The 13,627-nt window shown below is 38.3% G+C and carries 27 protein-coding genes; 17 read left to right on the plus strand and 10 right to left on the minus strand.

Annotated features, from left to right (window positions below; genetic code table 11):
- Positions 1-275 precede the first annotated feature (275 nt).
- The 7 genes from FHQ08_RS11845 to FHQ08_RS11875 form a co-directional block, all read right to left on the minus strand.
- The gene (locus FHQ08_RS11845; RefSeq protein WP_230914592.1) at positions 276-1,526 is read right to left on the minus strand and encodes a tyrosine-type recombinase/integrase; all 1,251 of its coding nucleotides are present in this window, start codon (positions 1,524-1,526) and stop codon (positions 276-278) included.
- A gap of 112 nt (positions 1,527-1,638) precedes the next feature.
- Entirely contained in the window at positions 1,639-1,893 is a 255-nt protein-coding gene (locus tag FHQ08_RS11850) for a hypothetical protein (protein WP_230914593.1), read from the minus strand.
- Positions 1,894-2,014: 121 nt separating this feature from the next.
- Positions 2,015-2,782, minus strand: coding sequence for a DUF3862 domain-containing protein (locus tag FHQ08_RS11855; protein ID WP_230914594.1), 768 nt, complete (start codon positions 2,780-2,782; stop codon positions 2,015-2,017).
- A 51-nt stretch (positions 2,783-2,833) separates the two neighbouring features.
- On the minus strand, positions 2,834-3,349 hold the full coding sequence (locus FHQ08_RS11860; protein ID WP_230914595.1) for an SHOCT domain-containing protein: 516 nt from the start codon (positions 3,347-3,349) through the stop codon (positions 2,834-2,836).
- Between the two features lie 140 nt (positions 3,350-3,489).
- Entirely contained in the window at positions 3,490-4,578 is a 1,089-nt protein-coding gene (locus FHQ08_RS11865; RefSeq protein ID WP_230914596.1) for a DUF5067 domain-containing protein, read from the minus strand.
- A gap of 19 nt (positions 4,579-4,597) precedes the next feature.
- Positions 4,598-5,050 carry an ImmA/IrrE family metallo-endopeptidase gene (locus tag FHQ08_RS11870; RefSeq protein ID WP_230914597.1) on the minus strand — a complete coding sequence of 151 codons (453 nt, stop codon included), beginning with the start codon at positions 5,048-5,050 and terminating at the stop codon, positions 4,598-4,600.
- Positions 5,051-5,062: 12 nt separating this feature from the next.
- Entirely contained in the window at positions 5,063-5,440 is a 378-nt protein-coding gene (locus FHQ08_RS11875) for a helix-turn-helix domain-containing protein (protein WP_230914598.1), read from the minus strand.
- Positions 5,441-5,605: 165 nt separating this feature from the next.
- Here FHQ08_RS11875 and FHQ08_RS11880 point away from each other — a divergent pair, with 165 nt between their 5' ends.
- The 3 genes from FHQ08_RS11880 to FHQ08_RS11890 are packed head-to-tail and all read left to right on the plus strand — an operon-like array spanning position 5,606 to position 6,214.
- Positions 5,606-5,848 carry a helix-turn-helix transcriptional regulator gene (locus tag FHQ08_RS11880; protein ID WP_230914599.1) on the plus strand — a complete coding sequence of 81 codons (243 nt, stop codon included), beginning with the start codon at positions 5,606-5,608 and terminating at the stop codon, positions 5,846-5,848.
- A complete protein-coding gene (locus FHQ08_RS11885; protein ID WP_230914600.1) occupies positions 5,845-6,000 on the plus strand; it encodes a hypothetical protein in 156 nt (51 codons plus the stop codon). The genes FHQ08_RS11880 and FHQ08_RS11885 overlap by 4 nt, the downstream gene beginning before the upstream one ends.
- Positions 6,001-6,055: 55 nt before the next feature.
- Positions 6,056-6,214, plus strand: a complete 159-nt coding sequence (locus FHQ08_RS11890; protein WP_230914601.1) for a hypothetical protein — start codon at positions 6,056-6,058, stop codon at positions 6,212-6,214.
- A gap of 3 nt (positions 6,215-6,217) precedes the next feature.
- Here the strand turns inward: FHQ08_RS11890 and FHQ08_RS11895 are convergent, their stop codons facing one another.
- On the minus strand, positions 6,218-6,448 hold the full coding sequence (locus tag FHQ08_RS11895) for a helix-turn-helix domain-containing protein (RefSeq protein WP_230914602.1): 231 nt from the start codon (positions 6,446-6,448) through the stop codon (positions 6,218-6,220).
- Between the two features lie 140 nt (positions 6,449-6,588).
- On the opposite strand from FHQ08_RS11895, the gene FHQ08_RS11900 reads away from it, so the two are divergent.
- The 10 genes from FHQ08_RS11900 to FHQ08_RS11940 all read left to right on the plus strand — a co-directional run bounded on the left by FHQ08_RS11900 (position 6,589) and on the right by FHQ08_RS11940 (position 10,613).
- Entirely contained in the window at positions 6,589-6,807 is a 219-nt protein-coding gene (locus FHQ08_RS11900; protein WP_230914603.1) for a helix-turn-helix domain-containing protein, read from the plus strand.
- Positions 6,807-7,088: a hypothetical protein gene (locus tag FHQ08_RS11905; RefSeq protein WP_230914604.1), complete on the plus strand. Its 282-nt coding sequence runs from the start codon at positions 6,807-6,809 to the stop codon at positions 7,086-7,088. The genes FHQ08_RS11900 and FHQ08_RS11905 overlap by 1 nt, the downstream gene beginning before the upstream one ends.
- Positions 7,089-7,178: 90 nt before the next feature.
- Positions 7,179-7,667, plus strand: a complete 489-nt coding sequence (locus tag FHQ08_RS11910; protein WP_230914605.1) for a helix-turn-helix transcriptional regulator — start codon at positions 7,179-7,181, stop codon at positions 7,665-7,667.
- On the plus strand, positions 7,664-7,885 hold the full coding sequence (locus FHQ08_RS11915; protein WP_230914606.1) for a helix-turn-helix domain-containing protein: 222 nt from the start codon (positions 7,664-7,666) through the stop codon (positions 7,883-7,885). The genes FHQ08_RS11910 and FHQ08_RS11915 overlap by 4 nt, the downstream gene beginning before the upstream one ends.
- 117 nt (positions 7,886-8,002) lie before the next feature.
- Positions 8,003-8,179 carry a hypothetical protein gene (locus tag FHQ08_RS11920; RefSeq protein WP_230914607.1) on the plus strand — a complete coding sequence of 59 codons (177 nt, stop codon included), beginning with the start codon at positions 8,003-8,005 and terminating at the stop codon, positions 8,177-8,179.
- Positions 8,176-8,328 carry a hypothetical protein gene (locus FHQ08_RS11925; protein WP_230914608.1) on the plus strand — a complete coding sequence of 51 codons (153 nt, stop codon included), beginning with the start codon at positions 8,176-8,178 and terminating at the stop codon, positions 8,326-8,328. The genes FHQ08_RS11920 and FHQ08_RS11925 overlap by 4 nt, the downstream gene beginning before the upstream one ends.
- A gap of 45 nt (positions 8,329-8,373) precedes the next feature.
- Positions 8,374-8,505: a hypothetical protein gene (locus FHQ08_RS13065; RefSeq protein WP_269073952.1), complete on the plus strand. Its 132-nt coding sequence runs from the start codon at positions 8,374-8,376 to the stop codon at positions 8,503-8,505.
- Complete coding sequence (locus FHQ08_RS11930; protein WP_230914609.1) at positions 8,505-9,458, plus strand: YqaJ viral recombinase family nuclease; 954 nt, start codon at positions 8,505-8,507, stop codon at positions 9,456-9,458. The genes FHQ08_RS13065 and FHQ08_RS11930 overlap by 1 nt, the downstream gene beginning before the upstream one ends.
- Positions 9,445-10,365, plus strand: a complete 921-nt coding sequence (locus tag FHQ08_RS11935) for a recombinase RecT (RefSeq protein ID WP_230914610.1) — start codon at positions 9,445-9,447, stop codon at positions 10,363-10,365. The genes FHQ08_RS11930 and FHQ08_RS11935 overlap by 14 nt, the downstream gene beginning before the upstream one ends.
- A 41-nt stretch (positions 10,366-10,406) precedes the next feature.
- The gene (locus FHQ08_RS11940) at positions 10,407-10,613 is read left to right on the plus strand and encodes a hypothetical protein (RefSeq protein WP_230914611.1); all 207 of its coding nucleotides are present in this window, start codon (positions 10,407-10,409) and stop codon (positions 10,611-10,613) included.
- On the opposite strand, the gene FHQ08_RS11945 is transcribed toward FHQ08_RS11940, so the two are convergent.
- On the minus strand, positions 10,594-11,412 hold the full coding sequence (locus FHQ08_RS11945) for a TIGR02391 family protein (RefSeq protein WP_230914612.1): 819 nt from the start codon (positions 11,410-11,412) through the stop codon (positions 10,594-10,596). The genes FHQ08_RS11940 and FHQ08_RS11945 overlap by 20 nt on opposite strands.
- A gap of 47 nt (positions 11,413-11,459) precedes the next feature.
- Here FHQ08_RS11945 and FHQ08_RS11950 point away from each other — a divergent pair, with 47 nt between their 5' ends.
- From FHQ08_RS11950 to FHQ08_RS11965, 4 genes are read left to right on the plus strand one after another with little or no spacing between them, the layout of a single operon-like run.
- The gene (locus tag FHQ08_RS11950) at positions 11,460-12,536 is read left to right on the plus strand and encodes a DnaD domain-containing protein (protein ID WP_230914613.1); all 1,077 of its coding nucleotides are present in this window, start codon (positions 11,460-11,462) and stop codon (positions 12,534-12,536) included.
- Positions 12,508-12,780, plus strand: coding sequence for a hypothetical protein (locus FHQ08_RS11955; RefSeq protein ID WP_230914614.1), 273 nt, complete (start codon positions 12,508-12,510; stop codon positions 12,778-12,780). Before FHQ08_RS11950 ends, FHQ08_RS11955 begins: the two co-directional genes overlap by 29 nt.
- Complete coding sequence (locus FHQ08_RS11960) at positions 12,770-13,201, plus strand: RusA family crossover junction endodeoxyribonuclease (RefSeq protein WP_230914615.1); 432 nt, start codon at positions 12,770-12,772, stop codon at positions 13,199-13,201. The genes FHQ08_RS11955 and FHQ08_RS11960 overlap by 11 nt, the downstream gene beginning before the upstream one ends.
- Positions 13,191-13,412: a hypothetical protein gene (locus FHQ08_RS11965; protein WP_230914616.1), complete on the plus strand. Its 222-nt coding sequence runs from the start codon at positions 13,191-13,193 to the stop codon at positions 13,410-13,412. Before FHQ08_RS11960 ends, FHQ08_RS11965 begins: the two co-directional genes overlap by 11 nt.
- A 97-nt stretch (positions 13,413-13,509) precedes the next feature.
- Here the strand turns inward: FHQ08_RS11965 and FHQ08_RS11970 are convergent, their stop codons facing one another.
- On the minus strand, positions 13,510-13,617 hold the full coding sequence (locus FHQ08_RS11970) for a DUF2188 domain-containing protein (RefSeq protein ID WP_407929218.1): 108 nt from the start codon (positions 13,615-13,617) through the stop codon (positions 13,510-13,512).
- Positions 13,618-13,627: the final 10 nt, after the last annotated feature.

The following is a 13,627-nucleotide window of genomic DNA, read 5'->3' on the forward strand; positions in this document are numbered from 1 at the left end:
GGCCTGAACATCCAATATTCTATCTGAAAAGAGGGCTTTTTTGCATAGCAATTGAACACCCACCCGCATAGCGGGTGGTTTACTGTTTCGTACCTTATGGTACTCAACTAGGTCTAAAGACACTAATAAAAATCCCTCATTTAACGGCATTTTGACCGTTCATGAGGGACTAGAAAATATGGGAAAGGAGAGTACAGGATTTGAACCTGTTGCGCTCTTTTTACTGTTATATCAATGTTTAGAGGGAATTGATTTATCATTGATTACCATTTTGATTACGTTTGGCGGTTTAATGTGTCTAAAATAGCATCTCGCTGTTCGTTGGTCACATGATTATAAATCTCCAACGTTTCTGCTATCGTCTTGTGTCCTAGTCTAACTTGGACAGCCTTAGGTGTCAATCTAGGATTATTTTCAAAAAGCCACGTCGCATGGGTATGGCGAAAACCGTGGGGCGTTATTCGATGCAGCTGAAAATCAAATTTAGAGTCATGTGTTAAATCGAAAGCCTTCTTGTAGTCATCGTTAATTAATTTCAAAAGGGCAGATAACCATTTATTTGGCTGAACTAGTTTGATCCATTTACCGTAGCGGTTCATAAAAACCAATTCAGATTGCAGCGCTCGCTGTGTAAATTCATTTTTTTGAAGTGTTCGCCAACTTTGTAATATTTCAAGAGTTTTATTATCCAAAGATATTTTGCGTATACTACCCCATTTAGGTGGTTGGCTATCTGTATAAGTTCCGTGACGATCGGTTGCTAAAGTTCGTACAATGTTGACTTTATGATTCTTAAAATCAAGGTCAGTCCATTTCAATGCCAATGCTTCGCCCTTACGCATTCCCGAATATGCTAGTAGCCTAAAAAAGGCATATTTCATGTATGGAACCTTTCCTGAATCTTCAGAAGCATTAGTATGTTGCTCTAAATAGCCAATAAAGGTATTCAACTCTGGTGTGGAAAAGAAATTGTTATCCGGTTTAGTAGAGTTTTTACCACGGTTTGGTACCACAACATGATCAAATGGATTCTTAGCCATAAATTCCATAGTTACAGCGTATTTTAGCAGCCTATTAAAATAATTTACCACAGGTTTAAAATTAACTAAAATAGGGGATATACGATCCACCCAGGATTGAAGCATGGGCACCGTTAGCTGGCTAATATCTGTCTCACCAAATTCATTTAAAATGTGATTATTGAAAATATCATTAGTCGTTGCGATAGTTGATTCCTGGACGCCAGAAGTACGATAGTTATTTTGCAGCCAATAATTAAACAGCTCATGTACTGTCATGGCCTCATATTCAGCAACTCGCTCTTTTAGCAGCTCCCCGTTGTTAATTTTAGCAAGTACATCATTATACGCTCGTGCAGCTTCCACATATGAATTAAAACCACGACGCATGAACCGGACGGTTTTTTTGGTAATTGGGTCTTTACCTACATAAACATTAAATTCAAATGCTGTCTGACCTGATTTCTTTTTGTATTCCTTGATTTGTTCAATTCGTTTTCTAGGCATGATTGATTCCTCACGTATAAAATTCTAGTAATGATTGATATTTAATATGCAAAATACAAACATACGTTCTTTTTGGCTGTTAAATAAAAGCCCCACTGAATCAGGGCTCTTTTTACTTTACAATTGCATGAAATATAAATGCGAGTAGGGGAACAACTATACCGGCGCTGATAATTCCCATTATCCACCACAATAATTTGTTCTGTGAAGAAAGTTTATCTTGTACATTTTGCAATTTTAGGTCCGTTTTATCCGATAGGCCATCAATCTTTGAGTCTAAGTGATCAGATAATCTATCGATTTTATTCTCAATATTATCCAATTTATGGTCTAACTCTGCGTGTGTAACATAGTCTCTTGGATCCATTGGGCCACCACCTCCGTGATTGTTGCTGCCACTATCATTTGACTCTATTGTATCATCATTTGTTCGTTTTAAGTGTTAAACAAAAGCCCAGAAGAGGGCTTGAGTCGTTAAATGATAATTTTTATTTCATACTATATTGGCTTTTACTAGCTAATGCATCATTTTCAAACGTCAGCTGGAAGTTGGCGCCTAAATCTCCTTGGACACCAGTCAAGTAGCTTGCTGTAACCGACTTATTACCACCAATTAATGACTCACTCAATCCGTCAGGCTCTCCGAATTGTTTTATTGCATCGTTATATGAAGTGCCATTTTGAATGGAATTAAATTGGTCAAGAGTTATCTTCTGTTTACGGCCTAGTTTGAATCCAGAAAGGGTCTTGTTGAATGCTTTGCCATCTGTAAAGGACAAGATCATTGATGAACCGAATTTGCCGTCAATATTTGTCCAAGTCAGTACATTAGTGTTGATATTTTGAGTGGTAGAAGAGCTTTCTGAAGAGGGTTTACCAAATTTAGCTTTAGCTTCGTCCATACTCAGACCACCATTACCTTGCTCCATAAGGTCGCCAACTTTTACAGCATCAAAATCGGCACGAGTTATTTTGGCTTTATTGTTATTTGTCGAAGAAGACGAAGAGGAATCTTGCTTTTGCACAGAACTAGAGGATTGTGAAGAACTATTTGATGTATTTTGTTCTTGCGCTTGTTTCTTCGTTCCATTGCCACCAAGGCCACCACCAATAGCTATCAAAAGTATGATAACTATAAGCCAGAACCACCAGCGTTTATATAATGGCTTCTTACCATTTGGTTGTTTCTTAGGCTGTTTGCTTTTAATAGTTTTTCTACCCTTATTGCCTTTTTGGCTTCTGCTTCTACTTTCCATGTGGACCCCTCCCAAATTTAAGTGAAAGAACTTGTACTTATGCATACGAGACTATTGATTTAAAAGCTTTTGCTTTTGTTGCTGAAATTCTTCATTCGAAATGATCCCTTGATCTCTGAGCGTCGCTAGTTTTTGAAGCTCGTCAGCTGTTGAATAAGATGTATTTGAAAGATTGATATTCTGAACCCTTGACTGTTTTGCTTCTCGAAGCTTGAGCATGACGTACCGATGAAACTTCTCATACATTCTGACGTTACTTTTTTTGAAAGCACGTAAAATAATTGCATTAGGGTCTTCGACAGCATCCAACGTTGTCCCAACCCATCCAACCGCTTGATTTTTTGCCAGTTCTGCATTGGTAATAAATTGAATATAACTATTTAACATTAAAGTTGGTTTTTTGTATTCAATTCCTTTTAAATCCGAATAAAATATTTCTTTTTCACCCTTAAAACCTTGAAAAAGTAGACCACCAAAGCTCTTTCTCGAAATATTAACATGGTCTTCATAGGCAGTCGCACGTCCGTTTAGCCCAGCAATCGTAATTGGTTCTGGTTCATTATCCATTTCCAATACCTCCCAAGATTAAAGACGCCTTATAGTTTGTTCGACTTGGTAAAAATACATTTCTGGAATATCAAAATGCTCCAAGAAGTTAGAAAAGTGCTAGTCCTCATGAGATTGGTTGTTTATTTTTGTGTAGATATTTACTGAACGTTGATAACTTTTGTGCCAATATCGTGACTATCAGTGTCAGACATTTTAATTGTAACGGGATTCGTATTTTCTAGTTGCCAAATTTCTACGCCTTGAATCGTTTTGCCAGGCAGAACTTTGTCGTACATGACATCTTCTCTAGTTTCCTCTGGGTTGTTTTCAACGTCTACTGAACCGGAATTTAACTCTTTATTCTGGGTATCCGTAGTCTGAAAAGCAGTAGCGTAATGATCGAACTCGGGTTCTTGTTCCTCATTAGTAGTATTCGTAAAATCAAATTCAACGGCAAGCACCTTGTCCTCATCTATCCCGTTTAATACTTTTGATGCTGTGATCTTGAAAATACCAATGTCTGTAGTTAATTGGTCACCAGAAAATGAAGCAGTCGGTTTCTGAGTAGCTTGATTATCCGCATGGCTCGTATCGTTTGAGGCTGGTGTGTTAGCTACACTGCTGGAAGATGATGAGCTACTTGCTGCACGGCTACTAGAAGAGGCTTTAATTGAACTACTTGAACTTTGTTTTTCTTGATAGTTAGAATCACTGGCAGAGCTGTGAATATCACTATTAATTGCTCGCTCATATTTTTGGAACGTGCTGTGCTTTATCTCACTGGATCCTTGAAGCAAAATCAACTCTTTAGTATTGCCAGCTGTGTATGAGGTAAGGAGGGCTGAGCTTTTGCCAAGTCGCTGATAATAGTTTCTGAGATCATTAAAATCTTTTCTGGTAGACAGCTTGAAAACACGGATGTGATTCTTGGAACCTAAATGATTCTTGTCTACCCAAAATATCTCTGCGGACGATGTGGCTTTGGGTGCATATCCAAAATCTTTAGCAACCATTTTCCTTGAGCCATGTACAGCTAGATCATCTTTTTTGAATGTCTGAACGACTGCATCAGCATTGGCATATTTTGGCTTGTTACTCTGTTTTATTAAGACGATTGTTAAAACAACTAAGAGTAGTGCCAGGACAGCGATTAACCAGAACCACCATTTTTTATATAGTGGTGGTTTTTTAGGTCTCTTCTTACTTCGACCACGCTTTACTGAACCGCTCCTATTTCTGTGCTCCATTTCCCAATACCTCCCAAAATTAAAGACGCCTTATAACTTGTTCAACTTGGTAGAAATACATTTCTGGAATATCAAAATGTTCTAAAAAATTAGCAACGTTAATCTGCCAAGCATTGTCTAAATCAGTCTCACTCATGTAAGACCTTACCAAAATATAAAATGCACCATCATTTGCTTGTTTCTCCGATTTTAGCGTCGGTGTGTAGCTACTTGCATAATATGCTGCTGGCTCTTCCCCAAGAACATTGTGAGTTAATTCATGTCCAATTAACATGTACTGAAAAGGGGAATGAACTGCCGAATTAATGAGTATTACCCGCTGAATCGGGTCAGAGTATCCCAAAATACTTTCTGGTAATCGATCAGTTATATCAATATCAACATCATAAAAATGGCACAGTCGAACTGGATCGGTAATGCCAGAATCATCTACCGAGTCAAGAAACTCATCCAAAGTATTATATTTCATCATGAGATCACCACACTAATCATTGTCATTATCGTGTTCAACACGATGGCGGCCCTTATTCCAGAAATAACCGATTAAAATATTCTGTATTGCTTCTCTATCTTTGTCAGTCACAGGAGTTTTTTCATATGTTAAGGGTTGTTGTTCAAGAATACGTTTTAGATCAGACACTTCCCGTGATGTTGCATCCTTGGGGGTCTGGTTCACTCCAAGCAAATAGTCTGCTGTTACATTGTAATAATTTGCTAGCCTAGCTAGAGTTTCATTATCGGGTTCATTTCTATTATTCTCAAAGTGCGAATATTGGGCTCTGGTAAGACCCAAGTCTTGTGCAACCATTTCTTGGGTAGCATTTTTCTCTTTACGAAGAGATTTTAATTTATCGCCTAACACGTATAAATACACCACCTTTACGACTAGTTTATCAGTTTATGGATACGTTTTGTATCCATAAAGCCTTCAGATACAAAAAATATCTTTTTTGTTCTTGACGATACATATCGTATCATGTATTATAATTATTGTAGATACGAAATGTATCAAAAAGGGGTGAAATAATTGATTAGAGAACGTTTAAAAAGTGAAAGAGCTAAACGTGTCTGGACGCAAAATGAAGTAGCAAATAAATTAAATATATCAGCGATTTCTGTGAGATCCTATGAAAATGGGAAAAGAAATCCGAGTCCTGAAATCATCGGTAAATTTGTAGAACTCTATCATGTAGAGGCAGAAAAGCTATTCCCTGATATTTTTTTACTCTTTAATGGTACAAAAGGTATCACAAAGGAGATGACGAAATGAAATTAACAATTGAAGGTTCGGCTGATGAAATCAAAAAAGTGCTCCAAGCTATTAGTGGTAGCGAGGGGCACTCAAAACAAAAAAGCAATATTGAAAATTGGCTTAAACAGAGTGGAACTCAAATAGTCGGTGGAACAACTTTAAAAATCTAAACCGATAAGTAATTAAACTACCAATATTTAGTTTTCAAGGAACGGGGGTGGCCACATGGATAAAGAACAACTAATTGATGACATCATGACGCTACGTGATGATAAACCGCGTCGCTTTTGGGAGCTGCATTCAATTCAATTTTTGAAAAATGTCAGACAAGTTGAAATTGAACGTGACGAACACGAAGCCGAGGAGGCAGCTTCCACTATGTAGAAGTCATTTTTCCACCTGGTTATAGGGCGGGAAGTCGAAGAAGTCACGAATAGAGATACCTAAAACGTTGCAAAGAGCATGCAGTAGATCAACACGCGGAACGGATTTTCGGTAAATAAATGAACTAACAGTAGATTGGGTTATCCCAGCCAAATTAGCAAGGCGGTTCACAGTTAAATTGCGTTCTCTCATAAGTTCATAAAGACGATTAATAATAAGTTCTGATTCAGTCAAATTATCAGCTCCTAACGGGTATGCGTTAAGTGTAAATTAAACAAATACAAAATAATCACGCATTTGCGTTGACAAATTACGCTTGTGCGTTATAATATAACCATTGTTACGCATATGCGTTAATTCGAGGAGGTGAAAACATGACTATTGGCCAAAAAGTAAAGCAGGAACGTGAGCGGCATGGCTGGTCTCAAGCACATTTATCTGATATTTCCGGAGTCCCACAAACAACGATCAGTACGATTGAAAGTAGAACAAAACGCCCTGATGCTGTCACGCTTAACGACATAGCAAAAGCACTAGGGATAACAGTTGACAATCTTCTTAATGACGAAAATGCGAAGGAGGTAACCAAATAATGGAAGTTACTGAAGAGCAACTTGATAGATTGATTGAGAAAAAGCTAAATGAACGGCGCAATCACGCTTCCCCGGCAGTTCTTGAATTCAAAGAAGAGATTAAAAACTGGGCTAAAGAACAATCCAATAACACACAAGTCTCTTACAGTGCTGCTCTCAATACTATTAATGGTGTCATCCGAATGAAATTAAAAAATATTCGAAGCATGAGCGGTTTATCAGATTCTGACTTACCAGTTGCTAAACAAGCAATGAAAGAATTGAGGCAATTATTGGAGTAGAAGCTTTTACATCTTAATTTTATCGTTTGTCAAGATTGACGAACAATGTTCAAAACTAAAGAAAGGCTTGATTATGTTGAGGTGAAAGAAATGCAAAAAGATAGATGGATAAAGGAACAAATCAAACAAGCGCTAGAGCGAAACAATATGAACCAACGAATTTTGGCATTGGATATAGGCGTATCGGCACAGGCGGTGAGCAATTGGTTTGATGGTGTCATACCACCAAGTCGGGTCATTGATATAGCCAATGCGATTGCTGATGAAACTTTGGAAATGCAAGTACACGAATATCTGTTCGGACATAAATTATTGTTTATTCACCCGGAGACTGATTCTAATTCTCTAGCGATGATGGAAGACGTTGTGATCGAGCAATCTGAACGTGAAGCACTGGATAACCAAGCACGCTACATCATGCATAAACGGCCAGATACGCGAACACAAGACGAATGGCAAATGCTACAACACTGGGCTAAGGAATTCAACGAAGAAATTGGTACTGAGCAAGTCTTATATAGCCAAGTTCAAACTGAATTGGCTCACGCTAAAGTTGGGATTAAGGAGGTTTACAAATGAATGAATTAGAGCAACGCATCGCTGATTTAGAGATTGTCATTAATGATTACACAAAGGGGTATATGAGTATCCTCACCGTTGCAAGTTTCTTGGATATCAGCGAGTCAACTGCTAGACGTTGGCTCAAAAATGACAACATTAAGAAATATTACTTTCATGGTAATACACGCTACAAACGTGAAGATATTGAAAACCTTGCAGAAAGAAAGGGTGTCTAAAGATGAATTACATTCAAATCGACCCAGTTAGCTTACTGATAGGTATTGGTATTGGTGTCGGAATCGTTGCACTGATCATCAATCGGCATAAGATATTTGGTTTTTAGGGGGCGAGCTATGACGATCGATCAAATCATTCAGGTCTATACAAAAGACAGAAACAAATTAACGGCAATCTTAGATAGTGTTTGGCAAGGCGACTTATCGTTAGAGGTTGCGATCAACATTATCAAACGCATCAACCGATTAGATTATGAATTTAATTTTGTGATGAAAAGGGTGGGCATTCAATGAAACTAAACATGAAACGTTATTATGAGAATCTTCAATATCGTCAAGAACAGAAATACATCGTACACATTGTTAAAGAAGAGAAAGTTATCAATGTACACAAAAAAGCCACCAGTGCGGCAACACCAGTGGCTCGGATCAAGAGCTTTTAAAAATAATATACAAGTTAATTATAGCCAATTTAGGGGGCTAAGGCAATGGATGGTAATGAAGCTTTTTATCGAGCATGGCTCGAAATTATGGAACGAGACGAACAAGATCAGGACGAATTAGAACGGATGGAAGAACAGGCTTATGAAGCCAAATATGAAGATGGAGATGAATGGTAGTGCAGATCATTAAAACTGCGGATATGAATATTGGCCAATGGTTGGCCAACCGCCGAAATGGTATCGGTGGCTCAGATGTTTCTGCAATTCTAGGTTTAAACAAATATCGGTCACCCTTTGAAGTCTGGCTAGATAAAACAGGGCAGATTCCCATTGATACACGGGAGACCAGTGATGCCATTCACTTCGGCAACGTTTTTGAGGAAATTGTAGCTCAGGAGTTCGCTCACCGGACAGATAAGAAAGTATTCCGACAGAATAAAACTTTTATCCATCCAGAGTATCCAATGCTGCGGGCCAATATTGATCGTGACATTGCCCATGAACCTGGATTTCTGGAATGCAAAACTGCCAATGCTTTTCTGGCTAAAAACTGGGAGGGCGATGAAATTCCAGAGGCCTATTTATTACAGGTACAACATTATATGAATGTTCTGAACCGACCGTATTGTTATATTGCAGCACTGATTGGCGGGCAGAAATTTGTTTATAAACGAATCGAACGCGATCAGGAGTTAATCAACTTGATCACCGATAAGTTAGTGGACTGGTGGCGGACCTATATTGAAGGCAACAAGCGCCCACCCATTGATGGCTCACCTGCAGCTACTAACTTCTTGAATACCTATCTAGCAGATAAGAGTGATGGCGACGTTATTGAACTTAAATCCGAAGATTTCGAATTACTGGAACAACGTCAAAAATTGAAACAGACGCAAGCAATAATCAAAAAAGAATTGGATAGTATTGATAATAATCTGAAGCTGGAAATGGAACATTCTGATGTTGGTCTCCTCAGCGGATACAAGGTTTTTTATAAGGCTCAAGAGCGTGCTGGTGTAGATACTAAGCTTCTAAAAAAAGATTACCCTGACATCTACGAGAAGGTTACAAAAACAACTCACTATCGTTCATTACGAATCAAGGAGGACGTCAAGAATGGCAACGAGTAAATCATTAACAGAACAATTAAATCAACACCCCGCTAAAGTTAACGCAGCTTCACTGGGGGTCAAAGCACTTTTAGAAACGCCAACCATGAAACGAAAATTTGAAACGGTTTTGAAGGATAAAGCCAACGGGTTCATCACATCTGTTTTGAATCTGGTCAGTAACGACACATATCTTGCACAAAGTAACGGTATGTCTATCGTCACATCAGCGATGGTAGCTGCCACATTAGATCTACCTATTGATAAAAATCTAGGGTATGCCTGGATCGTGCCTTTCAAAGACAAGAATCATAATTATCAACAATATGCTCAATTTCAATTAGGCTATAAGGGTTATATCCAGCTGGCTCTACGAACTGGTCAATACAAGCATATCAATGCAGTAACAGTCTATCAGGGTGAAATTAAAAATTGGGACCGTTTTACGGAGACTTACGAACGTGGTGAACGTACTTCTGATGAAGTAGTTGGCTACCTAGGATACTTTGAAATGGTCAACGGCTTCAAAAAAACAGTTTATTGGACCAAAGAACAGATTGAAGCTCATCGGATCAAGTTCAATAAGGGCAAAGACAAGAAAGCTTTAACTGGTGTCTGGCGTGATAATTATGACGCCATGGCAATCAAAACAGTTATTCGAAACATGCTCAGTAAATGGGGCATTTTATCCATTGAAATGCAAAAGGCTACCGTCGCTGATGAGAATACGGCCACTGATTTTGATGACGAAGGTAATCCAGTGACAGACATCACAGAAGAAGCCACTGAAACGATTGAACAGACTGAATCTGAATCTAATAAACCTAAGACCGGCACCAAAAAGTCGACAAAAAAAGATGTAACACCAGATAGTCAAAAACCGGATCCAGAAACACAGGATCTGTTGGATGGATTCAACGCAAAATAGATAGTTGATTGTGGTGGGTGGGAGGCATTAGGAGTGATCATTTGATTTCAAAAAATGAACAGACCAAGCGTAACGAGTTTAAAGCAACGTTACTTGATAATGTTATGCAATTGAATGACTTGTTGTTGATTGAAGTAAATCGTGAACATCAAAAATTACATCCTACGGCTAATAATCAGTTGATTAGGTTGGCAGAAGTCACTCAGAAGTTCAGCCAAATGTACTTAACTATAAATTACGAACATTAATACATTTATCCAATATGGATTGAGCAACAGATATAACTGAAAAAGCTGAGACTGCATCATCAACGCTAGTAGAGTCGTAAAGTTTTGGAATATGTGCCTGAGGGTTTCTATAAAGAAAAATAATTGCCTTTAGCAGTTCTTTTAAACCATTGTATTGACTAAGTTCAGTCTTGGTTTCTAGCTTATTCCCTTTGATTAGGATTACAGGCCTATTTCGATTTAATGCCACATCAATTAACTGCTGGCCATCTTCAGACAATTCGCTAAGGTTACGGACTCTCTGCAGAAGACCTTTGCTTGCCTCAAAAACGGCATGAAAGTAATCTTCTTCCAGAAATTCTTTTTGGCAATATTTTTTTACTTCTGGATGAATGTTGATTTCATCTAACTTATTGCTAAAACTTTTTAATCTATTTTGTGCATCAGAAAATGATGAAACAGACTTTATATGTACGATCTTTCCAGCGTCTGTCAATTCATATCCGTAAAAAATTAGTTGAGCATTAATATCGTGCAGTCCATTATGCCAAACATTAGGTTTATCTAAAAAATTTTGAGGACGCATGATATATTCAATAGTTTCAAAGAAAGGCTTTGCATTCTTAGTTATTGAGCACTTGTAAGTGATTGACTCATTGAGTCGTCTCCACTTTGTGGTAGTAATACCACGGTTTTCAGTTTCGTCAAAATCAACCAGTTTGAGTGCGTGGAACATTGATGTTATTTTTCCACCTGTTGTGTATTCGCCAAGTACTTTGGATATATTTTCAATAACAGTGTTATCAATAGATTTTGTCATACAATCGTTCCTCCTACGGAAATTATAGCAAATGGGAAGGTGAAATATTGGCTATCTTTAGACAGATACCAACCGACTTTTGGATAGATGATTTTATTGGTGAGTTAGAGCCACTTCAGAAGCTTTTATATGTATATCTGTGGACGAACAAAAAAACGACCCAGTGTGGTGTCTATCAGCTTAGTATGCGTTATACACAATTCGAAACAGGACTAGATAAAGACCAGATAATCAAATATTTAAAAGCATTTGAGACAGCTGGCAGAGTCTACTATAACCCTGAAAACAACGAAATCATGTTGAACCAATGGCTAAAAGTGAATTCTGCTAAGTCACCTAAGGTTGCAAAAGTAATCGACAATGAATTACTTGATATCCAGACACTGGAATTTGGACAAGAAGTTATTAAAAAATGTCAAGAATATGGTTATCCGATTGTCGACAAGACAGTCCCAAATTCAGAAAATAAAATACACTATCGATACCCTATCGATACAGTATCAAAAGCCGAAAATAGGGTATCGCAAAAGAATATAAATCATAATATAAATCATAATCATAAAATAACAGAACAACAACAGGACAAAGGCACGTCAGCGAGCGTGAAAAGTTCTGAAGCTGATCAAGGCGTGACTAAGAGCACGAAAAAACCAGCTGCTGTTGCTCCTAAGGGAGTATATACCCTTTATCAACAAGTCTTTGGTGTGATGAACAGCATTGTCCAGACACGGCTTAGCGACTGGGTGAACGATCTCGGTGAAGAGCTTGTGACCGAAGCTATGAATCGTGCTGCCCTAGCTGGTAAGACGTTTAGCTATGCGGACGGGATTTTGAAGCAATGGGATTCTAAGAACATTAGCACGATGGCACAGGTAAAAGCTGATGATGTGGCACATAACAATCAAAAACGCCAATACCACAACCAGCGGTCAGCACAAGCAGTCGAGCCTGAGCCGGATTGGTTTAGAGAGCAGCAAGGAGAACAGGCTCAACCGGCGAAGCATGATGAATCAAATTCGGAATCGGATTCCGATTTAGCGGCTATGTTTGCAGAGCTGGAACAAGTGAAATCTAAGAACAAACAGGAGGCGAAACATGATCAAACAAATAGCACACATACCTGATCTAGTTGCTGAGTGGATCGATGAGATTGCTCTGCCTAAATACTGTGACTTTACGACAGTTCAAGAGGTCATGCAGGCGATTGTTAACGATGCGGCGAAGCGTCTAAATAAGCAAGAAAGCAATTATTTAGAGAGTGATCAGATGCTGATCGATATTTATGTTTTGACCAAGGTCGGTCAGCATCAGACACAAACATACGTTCAGGAGGCTTTTGAATCGTGGAAAAGGAGTGATGATAATTAAATCTTTTGAACACACGTTTGAAGCGTATCCAATCGAGCAGGCACGACCACGAGCTGTTAGAACGAATAAGGGCGTGCGCTTGTATGATCCGAAAAAGGTTAGCCGGTTCAAAGAGGCAATCGCCTATGAAGCACGATTGTTGCGTGTTGAGCCGTTTGATTCGCCAATAAAAGTGACTATTGAATTTTATCGGCCAAACCAGAAAGGTATCTCACAGAAGAAACTTGATCAACGTGAGAATAAGATCATTCTGCCTATCGTGAAGCCTGACTTGGACAATTACATCAAATCATTTTTAGATGGCTTAAACGGCATTTTGTGGGTAGATGACAATCTCATCTGCGAGTTACATGCAGCAAAATATTACAGCAAATACCCACGTATCAAAATACGAATCGAGGAGCTCGAGCATGAAAGTTAATACGATGTCAGAGTTAGAGCTTAAACATAGTTTCGAGAAAGTTCAATTCATTATCGATCATATGGATAACCGCCAACAGGCGTTACTGTTTGAACTCAGCACTCAAGCTTTTCTTGCAGAACGATTGATGGCAATCACTGGTAAAAGTTTTGATGTGAAAATAGGCAAAGTTCGCAGAAATGGCAAAATCATCTACATTTTGGAGATTTAATCGTGGAAAGTTGCAAGAGTCGGGTGTTTTTATAAAAGTTTGGAAATAAAAAAGCATCCTAACTGCAATTAGGATGCTTAGTCAGTTGATCTAGAGATTAGTTTTTATCTCTAGGTGGGAATGGATCATTACCGTAGCTGTTTTTCATTCCAATTTGACCATTTTTGTTTTGAACGATCAATTCTGAACTTTGGTTCTTTGCAATTTGCTTAGCA

Source organism: Agrilactobacillus fermenti (assembly GCF_021030645.1).
Taxonomy (GTDB): Bacteria; Bacillota; Bacilli; order Lactobacillales; family Lactobacillaceae; genus Agrilactobacillus; species Agrilactobacillus fermenti.

Excerpts from the sequence above, each read along its gene's own strand:
- FHQ08_RS11845 (WP_230914592.1), bottom strand. The coding sequence starts at position 1,526 with ATGCCTAGAAAACGAATTGAACAAATCAAGGAATACAAAAAGAAATCA.
- FHQ08_RS11850 (WP_230914593.1), bottom strand. The coding sequence starts at position 1,893 with ATGGATCCAAGAGACTATGTTACACACGCAGAGTTAGACCATAAATTG.
- FHQ08_RS11855 (WP_230914594.1), bottom strand. The coding sequence starts at position 2,782 with ATGGAAAGTAGAAGCAGAAGCCAAAAAGGCAATAAGGGTAGAAAAACT.
- FHQ08_RS11860 (WP_230914595.1), bottom strand. The coding sequence starts at position 3,349 with ATGGATAATGAACCAGAACCAATTACGATTGCTGGGCTAAACGGACGT.
- FHQ08_RS11865 (WP_230914596.1), bottom strand. The coding sequence starts at position 4,578 with ATGGAGCACAGAAATAGGAGCGGTTCAGTAAAGCGTGGTCGAAGTAAG.
- FHQ08_RS11870 (WP_230914597.1), bottom strand. The coding sequence starts at position 5,050 with ATGATGAAATATAATACTTTGGATGAGTTTCTTGACTCGGTAGATGAT.
- FHQ08_RS11885 (WP_230914600.1), top strand. The coding sequence starts at position 5,845 with ATGAAATTAACAATTGAAGGTTCGGCTGATGAAATCAAAAAAGTGCTC.
- FHQ08_RS11890 (WP_230914601.1), top strand. The coding sequence starts at position 6,056 with ATGGATAAAGAACAACTAATTGATGACATCATGACGCTACGTGATGAT.
- FHQ08_RS11900 (WP_230914603.1), top strand. The coding sequence starts at position 6,589 with ATGACTATTGGCCAAAAAGTAAAGCAGGAACGTGAGCGGCATGGCTGG.
- FHQ08_RS11905 (WP_230914604.1), top strand. The coding sequence starts at position 6,807 with ATGGAAGTTACTGAAGAGCAACTTGATAGATTGATTGAGAAAAAGCTA.
- FHQ08_RS11910 (WP_230914605.1), top strand. The coding sequence starts at position 7,179 with ATGCAAAAAGATAGATGGATAAAGGAACAAATCAAACAAGCGCTAGAG.
- FHQ08_RS11915 (WP_230914606.1), top strand. The coding sequence starts at position 7,664 with ATGAATGAATTAGAGCAACGCATCGCTGATTTAGAGATTGTCATTAAT.
- FHQ08_RS11920 (WP_230914607.1), top strand. The coding sequence starts at position 8,003 with ATGACGATCGATCAAATCATTCAGGTCTATACAAAAGACAGAAACAAA.
- FHQ08_RS11925 (WP_230914608.1), top strand. The coding sequence starts at position 8,176 with ATGAAACTAAACATGAAACGTTATTATGAGAATCTTCAATATCGTCAA.
- FHQ08_RS13065 (WP_269073952.1), top strand. The coding sequence starts at position 8,374 with ATGGATGGTAATGAAGCTTTTTATCGAGCATGGCTCGAAATTATGGAA.
- FHQ08_RS11935 (WP_230914610.1), top strand. The coding sequence starts at position 9,445 with ATGGCAACGAGTAAATCATTAACAGAACAATTAAATCAACACCCCGCT.
- FHQ08_RS11945 (WP_230914612.1), bottom strand. The coding sequence starts at position 11,412 with ATGACAAAATCTATTGATAACACTGTTATTGAAAATATATCCAAAGTA.
- FHQ08_RS11955 (WP_230914614.1), top strand. The coding sequence starts at position 12,508 with ATGATCAAACAAATAGCACACATACCTGATCTAGTTGCTGAGTGGATC.
- FHQ08_RS11960 (WP_230914615.1), top strand. The coding sequence starts at position 12,770 with ATGATAATTAAATCTTTTGAACACACGTTTGAAGCGTATCCAATCGAG.
- FHQ08_RS11965 (WP_230914616.1), top strand. The coding sequence starts at position 13,191 with ATGAAAGTTAATACGATGTCAGAGTTAGAGCTTAAACATAGTTTCGAG.